Source organism: Pseudonocardia charpentierae, from assembly GCF_031845345.1.
Classification (GTDB): Bacteria; Actinomycetota; Actinomycetes; order Mycobacteriales; family Pseudonocardiaceae; genus Pseudonocardia; species Pseudonocardia charpentierae.
This window is the reverse complement of the sequence record NZ_JAVREJ010000009.1, coordinates 113,263-130,205: the sequence shown is the minus strand read 5'-3', so window position 1 is coordinate 130,205 and position 16,943 is coordinate 113,263. Positions and strand designations below refer to the sequence as shown.

Here is a 16,943-nt window from a genome sequence, read left to right as displayed (position 1 = left end):
CGACCACCTCCCCGTGCAGGGTGCCCGACCCGGCGGAGGTCGGCGACGGACGCGCCGCACCCGGCCGGGCGATCCGGTCATGCCCCCCGACGAGGTGTGGGGAATCACTGCAGGGGGAAACAAGTTGCTTGTACACAGCAAGCTTCAAGGAGTATGGTTGCACTATGCATCTAGTTGAGGAGCGCACTACCGCGGAGGACACCGCGGACGCGCTCGGCGACGCCGTCGTCGCCCTCGTGCGTGCCTACCGGCACGCGCTGCGGCACCCGGTGGCCAGCACCGTCCCCGTTCTCGAGCTGGCGCTCCTCCTCGGGGACGGCGAGCTGCGCCTCGGCGAGCTCGCCGCCCGCCGCGGTGTCTGCCAGTCGGTCGTCAGCCGGCAGGTCGGCGAGCTGGAGGCGCGGGGGTACGTCGTCCGCCGCCCCGATCCCGCGGACCGCCGCGCCGGCCTCGTCCGGCTCACCCCGGCCGGGCGCGAACTGCTCACCGAGGCGGCCGACACCCGGCGCCGGTGGCTGCACGACGCCCTCGACCCGTACGCGGACGACGACGTCCGCAGCGCGACCCGCCTGGTCCGGGCCCTCGCCGACGAGCTCGACCACCGCTCGACCCTGAACCCCACCCACGAGAAGGCACTGTCATGATCGCCACCACCGCCGACCGCCCGGCCCGGGTCTCCGCCCCGGCGCCGGCCTCGGCCGGAGTCGAGGAGGCACCGCGGAGCAAGCGCGAGGTGCTGGAGGCGCTCAGCGGCCTCCTGCTCGCCATGTTCGTCTCGATCCTCTCCGCCACGATCGTGTCGAACGCGCTGCCGACGATCATCGGCGAGCTGCACGGGTCGCAGACCCAGTACACGTGGGTGGTCACGGCGACCCTGCTGACCACCACGGCGTCCACCCCGATCTGGGGCAAGCTCTCCGACCTGTTCGACAAGAAGCTGCTCGTCCAGATCGCGATCGTGATCTTCGTGGTGAGCTCGGCGATGGCCGGGCTGGCGCAGTCGATGGGCTGGCTCATCGGCTGGCGGGCCGTGCAGGGCATCGGCGCAGGTGGTCTGCAGGCGCTCGCCCAGGTCGTCATCGCCGCGCTGATCCCGCCGCGCGAACGCGGCCGCTACTCCGGCTACCTCGGCGCCGTGCTCGCCACCGCGACCGTCTCCGGCCCGTTGATCGGCGGCCTGCTCGTCGACACGTCGTGGCTGGGCTGGCGCTGGTGCTTCTACGTGGGTGTCCCGATCGGCGTGATCGCGCTGGTGGTGCTGCAGCGCACGCTGCACATCCCGACCGTCAAGCGCGAGGTGAAGCTCGACTACCTCGGCGCCGCGCTGATCGCCGGTGGCGTGTCCACCCTGCTGATCTGGATCTCGCTCGCCGGCGCGCAGTTCGCGTGGGGCTCGGCGACCTCGCTGACGCTGGCCGGTCTCGGGATCGCGGCGCTGGTCGCGGCCGTGACCGTGGAGCTGCGCGTGCCGGAGCCGGTGGTGCCGATGGAGCTGTTCCGCAACCGCACCGTCGTCCTCTCGGTGCTCGGCAGCATCGTGCTCGGCCTGGTGATGTTCGGCGGCTCGGTGTTCCTCGGGCAGTACTACCAGGTCGCCCGCGGCTACGCGCCGACCGAGGCGGGTCTGCTGACGCTGCCGCTGGTCGGCGGTCTGATGATCGCCTCGACGGTGTCGGGCCAGCTGATCAGCCGGTACGGGCGGTGGAAGGGCTTCCTGGTGGCCGGGGCGATCCTGACCACGACGGGGCTCTTCCTGCTCTCGACCATGGACCACACCACGTCGATCCCGCTCCTGGGCGTCTACCTGGGCGTGCTCGGCCTGGGCGTCGGCATGTCGATGCAGAACCTTGTTCTGGCCGTGCAGAACACGGTCGACGTCACCGAGGTCGGCTCGGCCAGCTCGCTCGTGGCGTTCCTGCGGTCGATGGGCGGCACGATCGGTGTGACGGTGCTGGGGATCGTGCTCAGCCACCGGGTGAGCTCGCTGCTGGGCGTGCCGGCGTCGGGAGCGTCGTCCGGCACGTCGGACCTGGGGCAGCTCGACGGCGCCGCGGCGGTCGCGGTGCGCGCGGCCTACGGTGACGCCATCGGGCGGGTGTTCCTGATCGCCGCGATCGGCTCGATCCTCACGCTGGTGGCCGTGGTGTTCATCAAGGAGGTCCCGCTGCGGACGACGGTCGGGCGGACGCCCGAAGCCGCCCCCGTGGCCACCCCCGTCGCCACCCCCGTCGCCACCCCCGTCGCCACGGCCTCGACGGAGATCGAGGCGCCTACCGACGACGGCCACCACCCGCGCCACGCCGCGCCCGCCGACTCCGGGGCCGACGGCGCCGGGGTGCATGACACCGCACAGCCCCGGTCGCAGGAGGCGCTCATCGCCCTCGACGAGGTCGAGCGCGCCGCGAACGACCTGGCCGATGCCCGCGGCCGGCTGGCCTCGTCGGTGGACCGGCTGCGCGCGGCCGGGTTCGGCCAGCAGCAGATCGACGGTCTGCTCGCGCGGCGGGTGACCGACGGGGTCGCCTCCCGGGGGTGACCGGTAACGACGGCCGTAGCGCCCGGGGGGTGTGCAGGGCGGCCGTCAGCGCGGTGGAAGAACGAGCGGCCCGTTCGTCGGATAGGTTGCGACGAGCGGGCCGCTCGTACGTATGCCTGCGTTCAGTCCAGGTCGGGCGACGACGCCTGCGCCCAGTACCGCTTCGGGATCCGGCCCGCGCCCCGGGCTGCCCGCCCCGCCTCCACCGCGAGCCGCATCGCCCGCGCCATGAGCTCCGGGTCGCCCGCGCGGGTCACCGCCGTGGCCAGCAGAACGGCGTCGCAGCCCAGCTCCATCGCCTGAGCCGCCTCGGACGCGGTGCCGATCCCGGCGTCGAGCACCACAGGGACGCCCGCCTGCTCGACGATCATGGCGATGTTGTGCGGGTTGCGGATGCCCAGCCCGGTGCCGATCGGCGCGCCCAGGGGCATCACGGCCGCGCACCCCACCTGCTCCAGCTTCCGGGCCAGCACCGGGTCGTCGTTCGTGTAGGGCAGCACGGTGAACCCGTCGTCGACGAGTTGCTCCGCCGCGTCCAGCAACTCGATCGGGTCGGGCAGCAGCGTGCGTTCGTCCGCGACCACCTCGAGCTTGACCAGGTCGGTCTCCAGCGCCTCACGGGCGAGCCGGGCCGTGAGCACCGCCTCGGCCGCCGTCCGGCAGCCCGCGGTGTTCGGCAGCACCTCGATCTCGAGGCGGTTCAGCAGCTCGAGCACGCCTGTGCCGGTCGCGGCGTCCACGCGGCGCATCGCCACGGTCGTCAGCGCCGTGCCGGACGCGATCAGGGCCCGCTCGAGGATCTCCAGGTTCGCCGCGCCACCGGTGCCCATGATGAGCCGCGAGGCGATCGGGCGACCGGCTACGACCAGCACGTCCGGCTCGGCCCCCACCTCTTCCTGCACAGGAACGCCGTGCACAGTGTCCTGGACCCTGCCCTGGCCTGTCTGCTCGGTGATCGTCATCGCACCTGATCTCATTCTGGCTAACCTCCCTGCACCGCGGTCAGGACCTCCACGCGCGCGCCGTCGACGAGCGCCGTGCCCGCCCACTGCGCCTTCGGCACGACCTCGCCGTCCACCGCCACGGCCACCCCCTTCTGTGGCAGGCCCAGTGCGCCGAGCGCATCGAGCACCCGCGCGTCCGGCGCGAACTCGCGCCGTTCCCCGTTGATCCAGACGACCACGCGCTACCTCCTCGGAGCTGCCGGTACGAAGCGGGCGGGGTCGGCGACACCGACCGGGCCGGGCACGGGCTCGCCACGCAGCAGGGCCGCGACGGCGTCCGCGGTGACCGGGGCGAGCAGCATCCCGTTGCGGTGGTGGCCGGTGGCGACCAGCAGACCCTCGGGCCCGAGCCTGCCGATCAGCGGCAGGTTGTCCGGGCTGCCCGGTCGGAGCCCGGCCGCCGACTCGACGAGGGCGTACTCGGCGATCCCGGGGAGGATGCGCTCGGCGTCGCGCAGCAGGTCGCGGATCCCGCCGACGGTGACCGTGGTGTCGAAGCCGACCTCGGTCTGGGTGGCGCCGACCACGAGCTCGTCGGCGCGGGGCACGAGGTAGACGGGCCGCCCGTCGACCAGCGCGCGGACCGTGCGCCGCGGCATCGGGAAGGCACCGGGCCGCAGCGCCAGCCGCAGGATCTCACCCTTCACCGGCCGGACCAGCCCGTGCAGCGCCGGATGCAGCTCGGCCGAGTGGGCGCCCGCAGCCACGAGGACCGTGGGCGCCGCCCACTCGGTGCCGTCCGTCCCCCGCACGCCGACCACGCGCGCGCCGTCGTCGAGCACGCCGGCCGCACCGGTCGCGGCGAACACCACCCCTGCCCGCTCGCCGGCCGCCCGCAGCGCCGCGAGCAGGAGCCGGTTGTCGACGGCGAGATCGTCGGGCACGGACAACCCGCCGCGCACCTCCGGCCCGAGCCCGGGCTCCAGTCTGCGGAGCTCCCGCCCGGTCAGCCGCTCGACCGGGCGCCCCAGCCGGGCGAGGTGCGCCGCCACGGCGTCCAGCTCGGCGCGGTCACCCGAGCCGGTGGCGGCGACGACAGTACCGTCCGTGCGCAGCCCGGCGGGGCGTCCGGCGGCTTCGGTGAGCTCCGCGGCGAAGGCGGGCCAGCGGCCGACCGACTCGACGCCGAGCGCCAGCAGCTCCTCCTCGCCGGGCCAGGCCTCGGTGACGGGGGCGAGCATGCCGCCGGCGACCCACGAGGCCCCGGACGCGGGCGCCGGGTCGAGGACCGTGACGCGCAGACCCTGCTGCGCGGCCCGCCAGGCACAGCTCAGGCCGATGACGCCGGCGCCCAGCACCAGCAACTCTGCGTTCTGCTCTCTCATCGCGCTCCCTGCGCCGGCATGACCCGGATCAGGTTCGACGGTCGGGATCGGCTGATCCCCTCTCAGCCCCCGGTCGGGGCTCCCGTGCGTCACCTGTAGAGCACCCTACGCCAGTGGGCGTCCGCGGGCCCTGCGCGCGGGGCGGGGGGATTGCAGCATGGTGGCTTTGCTGCACTCCGACCGCAGCAAAGCCACCATGCTGACTCCGTGACGCGGCGCACGACCGGCCGAGCGGCCCGGCGACTAGCCTCGACCGTCGTGCCCGGACTCGACGCCGACTCCCTGCGTTCCCGCCTCGCCGACGCGCGGCTCTACCTCTGCACCGACGCCCGCCGCCGACGCGGCGATCTCGCCGAGTTCGCCGACGCGGCGCTCGCCGGCGGCGTCGACATCATCCAGCTCCGCGAGAAGGGCCCCGACGGGCCATTGGAGGCGCGCGACGAGCTGGCGGCGCTGGAGGTGTTGGCGCAGGCCTGCGCCCGGCACGGCGCGCTGCTCGCCGTGAACGACCGCGCCGACGTCGCGCTGGCCTCGGGCGCGGACGTGCTGCACCTCGGCCAGGACGACCTGCCGGTGGAGTGGGCGCGGAAGGTGGTCGGCGACGAGGTGATCATCGGGCGCTCCGCGCACAGCGCCGCCGAGACCGCCGCTGCCGCCGACGAACCGGGCGTCGACTACTTCTGCGCCGGCCCCTGCTGGCCGACCCCGACGAAGCCGGGCCGGCCCGCCCCGGGACTGGACCTGGTGCGCACCGTGGCGGGCCGGGCGCCTGCGCGGCCGTGGTTCGCGATCGGCGGGATCGACGGCGACCGGCTCGGCGAGGTGCTGGCGGCGGGGGCCGAGCGGGTGGTCGTCGTGCGGGCGATCACCGAGGCGGACGACCCGCGCGTAGCGGCCGCGGCGCTGGCCGCCCGGCTGCGCACCTGACGTCTCCGTCGACCCAGACGCGGCGAGGGTGGCTTCCGACGTACGGGAAGCCACCCTCGCTCACGTTCCGCGTGACTGGTTACTGCTGGTCGTCGGGCGCGGCTGCCCCGCCGTCGCCCTGGCTCCCCTGGTCGCTCCCGGTGTCCGCACCACCCTGCGGTTCCGGGGTGGGGGTCGGCGTCACGCGGGTGGCGCGCGTCGTCGTCGGCGCGTCCTCGTCGGCGCCGAAGCCCGTGCCCAACCCGCCGCTGCCGTCTTCCTCCGTCGGCTCCTCCGTGCTGGTCGCCTCCGTCGTCGGATCCGCGGACTCGGTCTCCGACGTCGTCGCCTTCTCCGACGAGGTCTCCGTGCCCGCACCCCGCGAGTCGCCGAGCACCGAACCGAGCGACGTCCCCGAGCGCTGCGAGGTCGAGCTGCTCGTGTTCAGCGGTGAGCCCTTGACCAGCTCGATGCCGGTGATCGCCAGCATGCCGATCGCGAACACCACGACGGTGAAACCGGCCATCAGCAGCAGGCGCCGCCGCGACTTCGGCGGCCCGGCGTCGATTGCGGGTACGGCCGAGATGACCTGGGTCGGCTGGTCACCGGGCGTGACGAACACCCGGGTCGAAGGACTGTCGCCGGCGGCACTCGGAGCGGGCACCTCGGTCGTGCTCTCCACCTTCACCGTGCCCCCGCCGGGGATCTTGATGCGGGCCTTCACCGTGTCGCGCGTCTTGTCCAGCGAGTGCTGCATCGCCGAGGTCACGATGGCGCTGAACACCGATCCCAGCGCCGCGCCGGTGACCGTGCCCATCGCCCCGAAGAACGATCCCAGCACGGCGCTGGTGGCCGCGGCGCCGGCACCGGCGATGACCTTGTTGACGGTGAGGTCGCGCTGCTTCTGCTCGGCCTTGGTGGCGGCTGTCGCCGTCGCAGCCGTGCTGCCGGCGGGCGTGGCTGCCGGAGGGGCGAACGCCTGGGTCGGCCGCGGCGCGCCGGGCTGATAGCCCGCCGGATAGCCCGGCGGCGGCGCACCCGGGCCGTAGCCCGGGGCCGGAGGCGGGTAGCCGGAGCCGCGTGCCGCTGCGCCCGGAGCCGCCGCAGGTCCGTAGCCGCCGGGTGCGGTCGCCCGGCCGTTCGCCGGCGGCGGGCCCGCGGTGTAACCGTTCTGCGGCCCGTATCCCCAGGGTCCCGACGTACCGCCGGGTGGGGTCGAGCGCCCAGTCGACTGCGGGTTCGCTCCCGTGGACTCGGAAGTGGGCGTGGGCGTGGGCGGCGGTGTCGGCCTGTCCGGCTGCGGGTTCTGCGGCGGTGGCTGCTGGGGCATGGCTCCTTGCACGTTCCTGGGTGAGGTCTTCAGCTCTTCCTTCCTGGAACGTCCGTACCTCCCGGCCCGATCCAGATGATCACGCTTCGTGACCGGACCCACTGTACGGCGGTCCCTCACCGGTCGAGGCGGCCCGGGGGTGGAGCAGCCCGGGATGCCCCGGCGGGAGCGCGCGCCGCAGCACCGGCCACGACAGCGCGATGCACGCCATCACCAGCGGCCACGTCAGTGCGACCCGGGCGATCCCGAGCGCGTAGACGGCGCCGGCGAGGTAGAGCGGGATGAAGACGGCGAGCCGCAGCAGGTACTGCCCCACCCAGACCCAGCTCGCGCGCCGGTAGCCGCGCAGCAGGTCCGGATCGCGGCGCCAGCGCGTCCGCTGGCCCAGCGCGGCCCCGACGACCAGGCCGAGCAGCGGCCAGCGCACGGCGATCGACACCGACCAGGCCAGGGCGCTCGCGGCGTTGGAGACGATCTGCAGCAGGAAGAAGTCGACCGCCCGCCCGGTGTAGAGGGCGACGAGCACCGCGACCGCCACCCCGAGCAGCCCGGCCAGCCCCGCGGCGGGCCGCCTGCCGCGGGCGAGCCGGATCGCACACACGACGACCCCGACCCCGAGCGCGGCGCCACCGCCCCACAGCAGGGCCGACGGGCTGCCCGCCGCCTGCGCGATCCCGAACCCCGCCACGAACGCCGCGGGCGCGGCCGAGGCGTCGAGGGCGCCGCCGCGGCCGCCGAGGATCTCCCCCAGAGACGGCCCGGCACCCGGGGGCGCCGGGTCGGGGCGCCGCGAGGACATGAACCAAGGGTGCCCTATGCCTACGACGGATGCAGGCACCGGACGTGATGACCACCGCCACGTCCCCTGCCGCCAACTCGAGTTCTGCGTCCGTGCGCACGCAGGTCGTGGTGGTAGCCGCACTTCCAAGCGTGTTCGGGAGGCGCTGTACTGAAGTCGTGGACGCCGCCGCCGGCACGACCGTCCGCGGGCGCGTACCGCGTAGCCCGGTCCTCGTCGGTCGGGCCGCCGAGCTCGCGACCGCGCGGGGGCTCGTCGACGCGGTCGCCGCCGGTCGCGGCGGCGCGCTGCTCGTCGCCGGCGAGGCCGGGATCGGGAAGACGCGCCTGCTCGACGACGTCGCCGCGCGCGCCGCCGAGCGCGGGCTGCCCGTGCTGTCCGGGCGGGCGGTGCAGGGTGGCGGGACCTTCCGGGCCGTCGCCGGAGCCGTGATCGGTCTCCTCGACGACCCCGCGCGCGCCCACGACCCCACGTTGCGCCCCTACCGCGCCGCGCTCGCCCGGCTGCTGCCCAGCTGGGCCGAGCCCGACGCCGGGATCGACCCGCAGATCAGCGTGGATCCCGTGGTCGTCCTCGCCGAGGGTCTGCTGCGGCTGCTGCGCCTCGCGCTCGGCGACGCGCCCGGCTGCGTACTGCGCCTCGAGGACCTGCACTGGGCCGACGACGACACCCTCGCGCTCGTCGAGCACCTCGCGAGCGCCGCCGCGGGCTCCCCCGTCCTGCTGGCCTGCTCCGCACGCGACGACGCCCCGGCGCACGCCGCCCGCCGTCTCGCGGCCGCGCCCGGGACGATCACCCTGCACCTCGCCCGGCTGGGCGGTCGAGACGTGGCGGCGCTCGCCGCGGCGTGCCGCGACGGCCGGCCGGTCACCGACGAGGAGGCCGAGCAGCTGATGCTCCGGTCCGACGGGCTGCCGTTCGCGGTCGAGGAACTCCTCGCCGCCCCCGGATCGGCGGTCCCGCCCACGCTGGCGGCGCTGGTCGCCGGCCGGCTCGCGGCATTGCCCGAAGCAGCCCAGGAGATCCTGCACGCCGCGGCCGTGTGCGGTCCCGAGCTCGACTGGCGGCTGCTCGCACCCACCACGGGGGCCTCGGAACAGGAGGTGCTCCGTGCCCTGCGCGCCGCGGTCGGGCAGGCGCTCCTGGTGGCCGACGGGCCGACACTGCGCTGGCCGCACGCACTCACCCGCGACGCCGTGCTCGCGGTCCTGCTGCCGCCGGAGCGGGCGGCACTGGCCGGGCGGGTGGCCCGGGTGCTCGCCGACCGCGCCGGCCCGGACGACGAACTGCGGGCCGCCGAGCTGTACGTCGAGTCGGGCGAGACGGACGCGGCAGTGACGCTGCTGCTGCAGCTGGCCCGCCGGGACGCGGGCCGCGGCGCGTTGCGCAGTGCCGAGCACCTGCTGGCCACCGCGGCCGACGCCGCGAGCGGTAGCCGGCTCGCCCCCGCAGTCACCGCCGAGCGGGTCACGGTGCTGACCCTCGTCGGCCGAGCTGCCGACGCGCTCGCGCTGGGGTCGGCCGAGCTCGACACGGTGCGCGGCGACGCCCACGCCGACCTGTGCCTGCAGCTCGCCCGCACCGCGATCACGGCCGGTGCGTGGGCCGGCGCGGAGGCCTTCGTCGCGCGCGCGGGGCGGCCCGGGGATCCCCGCTCGCTGGTCCTGCGCGCCGACGCCGCGTTCGGTGCGGGCCGGGCCACCGACGCCGGCGAGTTGGCCGCGGCCGCGATCGCCCGGGCCGAGGAGGTCGCCGACGAGGCCCGCGGGGCGGGCGACCACAGTGCCGCCGAACAGCAGGCCGTCGCCGCGCTCTGCGAGGCGCTCGGCGTCGCGGGACGCCTGGCGTGGGGCACCGACCTCGACGTCACCGAGGCCCTCGCGCAGCGGGCCGCCCAGGTCGCGGGCGAGCACGGCCTCGTCCCCTGGCGCGCCACCGCGCTGTTCCAGCTCGCGATGATGCGTCTGCTCCGCAACCACGACACCACGCTGCTGTCGGAGGCCAGGGAGCTGGCGCTGGACGCCGGGATGCTCGGGCAGGTCGCCGCGATCGACTACGTCCGCGCCGACTACATCTGGTGGGTCGACGGGCCGTCCGCGGCGCTGCCGGTCGCCCGCGCCGCCCTCGACCTCACGCGCGTGCTCCGGCTCCCCCAGCGTGCCTTCAGTGTCGAGGCGATACTCGAGATGCTCGACGCCGCCGCTCAGCTCGTCGCCGGCACCACCACGCCGTCCGCGGCGCGCAGGCGCGCCGACGGCATCGCCGCACAGGGCGGCAGCGGCCCACGCCTGGACCAGGTACTGCGCATCGTCGTCGCCCTCGTGGAGCACGACCTCCCCCGCGCGGCCGACGAGCTGGAGATCGGTGCGCGCGAGCTGATGGAACGCACCGCGGTCGTGCCACCGCTGCCCTACGTGGGCGCCACGGCCCTGGTTCACGCCGCGCTCGACCAGGAGAGCGGCTGGGCCAAGCGCACCCACGCCGTCGTCCAGGTGCCGGGCAACCGCGGCGCCTTCGCCTGGGCCGACGCCGTCGCGCACGGCCGCGCCGGGCGGCGCGCGGAGGCCGTCTTGTCGTTCGCCGACGGCGAGGAGGCGCTCGCGGGGCTGCCCTGGTGGCGGCGATTGCTGCACACGGTGGTGCTCGACTGCGCCGTCACCGACGGCTGGGGCGACCCGGTGCCCCTGCTCCGCGCCGACCTCGCCGTCCACGAGCAGGCCGGCGACGTCGCGCTCGCCCGCATCTGCCGTGACCTGCTCCGCCGTGCCGGGGCTCCGGCCCCGCGCGGTCGTGCGGGCGGATCCGTGCCGCCCCGGCTGCGCGCCCGCGGGATCACGGCGCGCGAGGCCGAGGTGCTCGGTCTGGTCGCGGAGGGCCTGACCAACGCCCAGGTCGCCGAGCGGCTGTTCCTGTCGCCGCGCACGGTCGACACCCACGTCGCGAGCCTGCTGGCCAAGACCGGCCTCCCGTCACGGATCCGGTTGCGTACCTGGGCCCACGAACCTCGGTAGGCGACACGGATCTCCGACGGCCCCTGCTCGGCGACTCTTCCTGCATGTCCACCGCCTCTGCCCTCACCGTGGCCGACGTCCTGGTCGTCGGCGCCGGTCCCGGCGGCCTCGCCACCGCCCTGTCCGCGGCCCGCCACGGTGCCCGCGTCCTCGTCGTCGACCGACGCCCCGGCACCTCCGGCCTGCCCCGCGCCACCGGCGTCAACGTGCGCACGATGGAGATCCTGCGCACCTGGGGAGTCGCCCGCGACGTCCGCGCACGCCGCCTCCACGTCGTCCCCGAAGCCGCGTCGGGGACCACGCTGGCCGAGCCGCCGCGCTCGAGCGGCCGGGTAGGCGGCTACCCGTCGCTGCGCGAGATCCTCGACGTCAGCCCGGCGTTGCCGCTGGCCTGCCCGCAGGACCTGCTCGAACCGGTCCTCGTCGACGCCGTGCGCGCAGCGGGCGGGGAGATCCGCTTCTCGACCCCGCTCGTCGACCTGCGCGTCCGGCCCGACGGCGTCTGTGCCCACCTCCACCTCGGGCACCGACTCCACTCCGGGCACGACCTCGGCACCGGGGCACGGGTGCACGCCCGGTACGTCGTCGGTGCGGACGGCACGCGCAGCACCGTCCGCACCGCACTCGGTATCGGTACCCGGCACCTCGGCACGTGGGCCCACGCCGTCCAGGTGCTGTTCCGGCCGGACGCGCCGCTGCTGTCCGGCCTGCCCCGGGTGCTCACCTTCGTCGACGAGCCACATCCCGCGGCGCTGGCCCCGATGGGTGTGGGCCGCTGGACCTACGTGCGCCTCGCCTTCGACGGCGCCCCGGCGGCGATCCCCGACGACTGGACGCCGACGCTGCGGGCGGCGACCGGGCGCTCCGACCTGACCCCGGAGGTCCTCGACGTGCAGCGGTTCACGCTGGCCGCCGAGGTCGCCACGAGCTTCCGCGCCGGTCCCGCGTTCCTCGTCGGCGACGCCGCGCACCGGACGACACCGGTGGGTGGGATCGGCCTGAACACCGCCGTGCACGACGGCCACGAGCTGGGTTGGAAGCTCGCGTGGGCGGCGCGCGGCCTGGCCGGGGAGGAACTGCTCGCGAGCCACGACGCCGAGCGCGGCCCCGTCGGGCTGGAGGCCGCGGCGCGCTCGCTGGACGTGGAAGACCGGCCGACCGACGGACTGGCGAGCAGCCTCGGCCACACGCACCGCTCCGCGGTGATCGCCGGCAGCGCCACAGCCCCGGACCTGCGGATCGACCTCGCCGCCCGGCCCGGCGAGCGCGCGCCGCACGCCTGGGTCCGGCACGACGGCAGGCAGCGGTCGATCCTCGATCTGTTCGACGGCAGCCTCACGCTGCTCACCGGAGCGGACGGCGAGCCGTGGGCCCGGGCCGCCACCGTGGTCACGGGCGTGCCGTTGCGGGTGCTCGTCGAGGGGCGCGACGTGCACGGCCGCGGTCTCGGCCCGCGCTACGGGCTCCGCGCCGGGTCCGCGGTGCTGGTGCGGCCCGACGGGCGCGTCGCCTGGCGGCACGACGGCGCCTGCGCAGACCGTGCGGCAGCCCTGACGGCCGCGGTGGCCACCGCGCTCGGCCACCGCACCGTCGCGGCCGCACTCGCCGGCTGACCACCAGCCCGAGGTTCAGTACCGGCGCTGCATCACCAGCAGGGACCGCGACAGGATCCGCAGCCGCCCGCCCGGCTTGGCCTCGCGCTCCTTGCGCGCCGCGCGCGCCAGGAGCGGGTCCGCGGTGTCGACGACGACCTGCCACATGCGGCCATAGGCCTCGCCGGGCAACGTGAAGGTCACCGACTGGTGGTGGGCGTTGAACAGGAGCAGGAACGAGTCGTCGACGACCCGCGCCCCGAGCGGGTCGCGTTCCGGGATGCCCTCCCCGTTCAGGAAGACGGCGAGCGTGCGCGCGTAGCCGGAGTTCCAGTCGTGCCCGGTCATCGGCTCGCCGTCAGGCCGCAGCCACACGATGTCGTCGATGTTGCTGCCCTGGATCGGGCGGCCCTGGAAGAACCGGCGCCTGCGGAACACCGGATGCCGCGCGCGCAGTTTCGCGACCTCGCCGGTGAACTCGGTGAGCACCGAGTACTCGCGCGCGGCCTTCCAGTCGATCCAGCTCGTCTCGTTGTCCTGGCAGTAGACGTTGTTGTTGCCGTTCTGGGTGCGGCTCAGCTCGTCGCCGTGCGACAGCATCGGCACGCCCTGGCTGAGCAGCAGGGTCGCGATGAAGTTGCGCTTCTGCCGTTCGCGCAGCGCGTGGACGTCCCCGTCTTCACTGGGGCCCTCGACGCCGTGGTTCCACGAGCGGTTGTGGCTCTCCCCGTCACGGTTGTCCTCGCCGTTGGCGTGGTTGTGCTTGTCGTTGTACGAGACGAGGTCGTGCAGCGTGAACCCGTCGTGCGCCGTCACGAAGTTGATCGACGCGATCGGCCGCCGGTTGTCCTTCTCGTACAGGTCGCTGCTGCCGGTGAAGCGCGAGGCGAACTCACCCAGCCCGGCCGGCTCGCCGCGCCAGAAGTCGCGGACGGTGTCGCGGTACTTGCCGTTCCACTCCGTCCAGAGGGCCGGGAACCCGCCCACCTGGTAGCCGCCCTCGCCGACGTCCCACGGCTCGGCGATGAGCTTGACCTGGCTCACCACCGGGTCCTGGTTGACCAGGTCGAAGAACGCGGCCAGCCGGTCCACCGAGTGGAACTCCCGTGCCAGCGCCGCAGCCAGGTCGAACCGGAACCCGTCGACGTGCATCTCGAGGACCCAGTACCGCAGCGAGTCCATGATCAGCCGCAGCGACTCGTGCTGGCGCACGTTGAAGCTGTTCCCGGTGCCGGTGGTGTCGTAGTAGAAGTACGGGTCGTGCGGCACGAGCCGGTAGTAGCCGGCGTTGTCGATGCCGCGGAACGACAGCGTCGGGCCCTGGTGGTTGCCCTCGGCCGTGTGGTTGTAGACGACGTCGAGAATGACCTCGATGCCGGCGCGGTGGAACTGCTTGACCATCGACTTGAATTCCTGGACCTGCTGGCCCTGGGTGCCGAACGAGGCGTAGTCGTTGTGCGGGGCGAAGAAGCCGATGGTGTTGTAGCCCCAGTAGTTCCTCAGTCCGCGGTCGGCCAGCACGTGGTCGTGCGCGAACTGGTGCACCGGCATCAGTTCGACGGCGGTGACGCCCAGATTCTTGAAATGGTCGATCATCACCGGGTGCACCAGGCCCATGTAGGTGCCACGGATGTCCGCCGGGATGCCGGGATGGCGCATCGTCATGGCGCGGACGTGCGCCTCGTAGATGACGGTCTCGTGGTACGGAATGCGCAGCGGCCGGTCGTTGGCCCAGTCGAAGAACGGGTTGATGACCACCGAGCGCTGCGCGTAGGGCGCCGAGTCGTCGTCATTGAACGCGTTGTGGTCGCTGAACCGGTAGGAGTACAGCGCCTCGTTCCAGTCGATCCGCCCGTCGATCGCCTTGGCGTACGGGTCGAGCAGCAGCTTGGCCGGGTTGCACCGGTGCCCGCGGGCGGGGTCGTACGGGCCGTGCACGCGGAAGCCGTAGCGCTGCCCGGGAACGATCCGCGGCACGTAGCCGTGCCAGACCAGGGCTTCGCGCTCGGGCAGGTCGAGGCGGGTCTCGTTGCCCTCGTCGTCGAACAGGCACAGCTCGACGCGCTGGGCAGCCTCCGAGAAGATCGCGAAGTTCGTGCCGCCACCGTCGTAGGACGCGCCGAGCGGGTAGGGCGCTCCGGGCCAGATCTCCAGAACGTTCTCCCGCCATCAGGGCCCGCGGGGTCGCGCGCCGTTGTGCAACGTTGTTACTGTCCCGGCCCGACCAGGACAACTCGGACGGGTGCACCCGGCCCAGGTGGTGTGCGGCTGCCGGCCAGCGGCACCGCGCGCCGTGCGGCAGCCTATCGGCGCGACAATGCGCCGGTGCCCACCCACGTCGCCCTGTTGCGAGGGATCAACCTCGGCCCGCACAAGCGCGTCGCGATGCCGGCGCTGCGCACGGTCGTCGAGGGGCTCGGGCACACCGACGTCGTCACCTACATCCAGAGCGGCAACGTGGTGTTCACCGCCTCCGGGTCGGCGAAGGACACCGCCCTCGCCGACGACCTCGAGAAGGCGATCGCGGACGAGCTCGGGGTCACCTGCCGCGTGGTCGTGCTGACGAGCGCGGAGCTGGCCCGCACCGTCGCCGACAATCCGTATCCCGACGAGCCGGACCCCAAGCGGCTGCACGCGATCTTCCTGACCGCGCCGGCGGGCGGTGCGGCCCAGGAGCACCTCGCGCAGGTCCGGGACAAGCTCGGCGAGAAGATCGGGCGTGACGAGGTGCAGATCGTCGGACGGACGGTGTACCTGCACACCCCCGACGGCTTCGGCCGCAGCGAGCTGGCCAAGGCGCTCAGCCGCCCCCGCGGCCCGGCCGAGGGCACCGCGCGCAACTGGGCGACGGTCACGAAGCTGCTCACGATGTGCGAGGGCTCCTAGTCCCTCTAGAACCCGTGGTCGCCGCGCCAGCGGGCGAGGCGGCCGCTGCGGTGGACGGCGCGGAGCCGCCGTTCCGTCGCCAACCGATGCTCCGGCGGCGCGAAGACGACCAGCACGTCGCCCTCCACCAGCCGGGTGTCCGGGGCCGGCGGGGTCGCGGTACCCCGGCGGACGACCATGCCGAGGGTCGACTGCCGTGGCAGCCGCAGCTCCGCGACGTGCACGCCGTGCAGCTGCGAGCCCTCCGAGACCCGGACGTGCAGCAGGTCCGCGCCGAGCCGCTCCAGCGACGCCGCGCCGACGTCCATCTCGAGCTCGTCCGCCGGCCGACGGGCACCGTCGCGCTCCGGTGGAGGCGCCGGCGGACCGGGGAACCAGCGCCGCGGCACGTGGCGGGCGAGCCGCTCCGACATCGAGACCGCGAGCGGCCCGACGACGGCGAGGACCAGCACGTAGCCCGCGGTGAAGGAACCCAGCCGGGCGTCGAGCCCGCTCGCGAGCGCGAGCGACGCCAGAATCAGCGAGAACTCGCCGCGGCTGAGGACGGTCAACCCGATGTTGGCGGCGGCGACCCGGCCGTAGCGGTGCAACCGCGCCGCGACTCCGCCCGCCACGAGGCAGAGGACGACAGTGACGAGCACGGCGACGGCGATCTGCGGCGCCACCCCGAGCACGTCGCCCGGCTCGATGCTCAGCCCGAAGGTGAAGAAGAAGATCGCGGCGAAGGCGTTGCGCAGCGGGTGCGTCATCGTCCGCAGGCGGTCCGCCCGCGAGGTCGCGCCGAGGATGAGCCCGACCATGAACGCGCCGATCGCATCCGAGACGCCGAGTTGCTCGGCCACGCCCGCCGTGAGGATCGCCAGCCCGACGAACACGACCACGACGATCTCCTCGTCGCGCGTGTCGACGAGCTTGCCCACGATGTGCGCTCCGTAGCGCGCCACCATCGCCAGCGCGAGCAGGAAGCCGAATGCCGACACGATGCCCAGGACGGCGTCGAGCGCGCCGTCGGAGTTCCCCAGCACCGGCTGCAGCAACGCCAGGTAGAGGGCGAGGAACACGTCCTCGATCACGATGATCCCGAGGATCACCCGCGTCTCCCGGTTGCCCAGGCGCCCCAGGTCGACCAGCAGCTTGGTGACGATCGCCGACGACGAGATCCCGACGACTCCGGCCACCACCAGCGCCTCGCGGACACCCCAGCCCAGGGCGAAGCCCAGTGCCAGACCGCCGCCGACGTTCAGCGCCAGGTAGATCCCGGACGCGGTGAGCAGGCGCAGGCCGCCCGCGAGGAGCTGGCCGAGCGAGAACTCCAGGCCGAGGTAGAACAGCAGGAACACCAGGCCGAGGCGGGCGACGAGCTCGAGATCCGCCGGGTCGTCGACCAGCGCGAGGCCGGGGGTGTGCGGGCCGAACACGATGCCGGCGAGCATGAACAGCGGAATGGTGGGCAGCCCGATCCGGACGCCGGCACGGGCGAGCAGGCCGCAGACGAGGAAGGCGCCACCGAGGGCGACGAGGGTCTCCGCGACGTGCATCGGGGGGCCTCCGTTC

13 protein-coding genes and 1 riboswitch are annotated in these 16,943 nt (G+C 74.2%); of the genes, 6 read left to right on the top strand and 7 right to left on the bottom strand.

Annotated features, from left to right (window positions below; all coding sequences use genetic code 11):
• Positions 1–164: 164 nt before the first annotated feature.
• Both RM445_RS14785 and RM445_RS14780 read left to right on the top strand, forming a co-directional pair.
• Entirely contained in the window at positions 165–644 is a 480-nt protein-coding gene (locus RM445_RS14785; RefSeq protein ID WP_311556820.1) for a MarR family winged helix-turn-helix transcriptional regulator, read from the top strand.
• Positions 641–2,536 carry an MDR family MFS transporter gene (locus RM445_RS14780; RefSeq protein ID WP_311556819.1) on the top strand — a complete coding sequence of 632 codons (1,896 nt, stop codon included), beginning with the start codon at positions 641–643 and terminating at the stop codon, positions 2,534–2,536. Before RM445_RS14785 ends, RM445_RS14780 begins: the two co-directional genes overlap by 4 nt.
• 122 nt (positions 2,537–2,658) lie before the next feature.
• Here RM445_RS14780 and thiG read toward each other — a convergent pair whose 3' ends face one another.
• From thiG to thiO, 3 genes are all read right to left on the bottom strand, one after another.
• Positions 2,659–3,498 carry a thiazole synthase gene (thiG, locus tag RM445_RS14775; RefSeq protein WP_311556818.1) on the bottom strand — a complete coding sequence of 280 codons (840 nt, stop codon included), beginning with the start codon at positions 3,496–3,498 and terminating at the stop codon, positions 2,659–2,661.
• Positions 3,499–3,518: 20 nt separating this feature from the next.
• On the bottom strand, positions 3,519–3,719 hold the full coding sequence (thiS, locus tag RM445_RS14770) for a sulfur carrier protein ThiS (protein WP_311556817.1): 201 nt from the start codon (positions 3,717–3,719) through the stop codon (positions 3,519–3,521).
• Positions 3,720–3,722: 3 nt separating this feature from the next.
• The gene (gene thiO / locus RM445_RS14765) at positions 3,723–4,865 is read right to left on the bottom strand and encodes a glycine oxidase ThiO (RefSeq protein WP_311556816.1); all 1,143 of its coding nucleotides are present in this window, start codon (positions 4,863–4,865) and stop codon (positions 3,723–3,725) included.
• A riboswitch (TPP riboswitch) is annotated at positions 4,854–4,961 on the bottom strand. Its footprint overlaps the gene before it by 12 nt.
• Positions 4,962–5,123: 162 nt before the next feature.
• Between thiO and thiE the strand changes: the two genes are divergently transcribed.
• Positions 5,124–5,792 carry a thiamine phosphate synthase gene (gene thiE / locus RM445_RS14760; RefSeq protein ID WP_311556815.1) on the top strand — a complete coding sequence of 223 codons (669 nt, stop codon included), beginning with the start codon at positions 5,124–5,126 and terminating at the stop codon, positions 5,790–5,792.
• A gap of 79 nt (positions 5,793–5,871) precedes the next feature.
• Here thiE and RM445_RS14755 read toward each other — a convergent pair whose 3' ends face one another.
• Together RM445_RS14755 and RM445_RS14750 are read right to left on the bottom strand one after the other, a co-directional pair.
• Entirely contained in the window at positions 5,872–7,101 is a 1,230-nt protein-coding gene (locus RM445_RS14755) for a hypothetical protein (protein WP_311556814.1), read from the bottom strand.
• Positions 7,102–7,180: 79 nt separating this feature from the next.
• On the bottom strand, positions 7,181–7,900 hold the full coding sequence (locus RM445_RS14750) for a DUF3159 domain-containing protein (RefSeq protein WP_311556813.1): 720 nt from the start codon (positions 7,898–7,900) through the stop codon (positions 7,181–7,183).
• Between the two features lie 158 nt (positions 7,901–8,058).
• Between RM445_RS14750 and RM445_RS14745 the strand changes: the two genes are divergently transcribed.
• Both RM445_RS14745 and RM445_RS14740 read left to right on the top strand, forming a co-directional pair.
• Positions 8,059–10,911 carry an ATP-binding protein gene (locus RM445_RS14745; protein ID WP_311556812.1) on the top strand — a complete coding sequence of 951 codons (2,853 nt, stop codon included), beginning with the start codon at positions 8,059–8,061 and terminating at the stop codon, positions 10,909–10,911.
• A gap of 44 nt (positions 10,912–10,955) precedes the next feature.
• Positions 10,956–12,524 (top strand): FAD-dependent monooxygenase, encoded by a 1,569-nt coding sequence (locus tag RM445_RS14740; protein WP_311556811.1) that lies wholly within the window; start codon positions 10,956–10,958, stop codon positions 12,522–12,524.
• A 15-nt stretch (positions 12,525–12,539) separates the two neighbouring features.
• Here the strand turns inward: RM445_RS14740 and glgX are convergent, their stop codons facing one another.
• Positions 12,540–14,657 (bottom strand): glycogen debranching protein GlgX, encoded by a 2,118-nt coding sequence (gene glgX, locus RM445_RS14735; RefSeq protein ID WP_311556904.1) that lies wholly within the window; start codon positions 14,655–14,657, stop codon positions 12,540–12,542.
• A gap of 171 nt (positions 14,658–14,828) precedes the next feature.
• Between glgX and RM445_RS14730 the strand changes: the two genes are divergently transcribed.
• Complete coding sequence (locus tag RM445_RS14730; RefSeq protein WP_311556810.1) at positions 14,829–15,389, top strand: DUF1697 domain-containing protein; 561 nt, start codon at positions 14,829–14,831, stop codon at positions 15,387–15,389.
• 5 nt (positions 15,390–15,394) lie between these two features.
• On the opposite strand, the gene RM445_RS14725 is transcribed toward RM445_RS14730, so the two are convergent.
• Positions 15,395–16,927, bottom strand: a complete 1,533-nt coding sequence (locus tag RM445_RS14725; RefSeq protein ID WP_311556809.1) for a cation:proton antiporter — start codon at positions 16,925–16,927, stop codon at positions 15,395–15,397.
• Positions 16,928–16,943 lie beyond the last annotated feature (16 nt).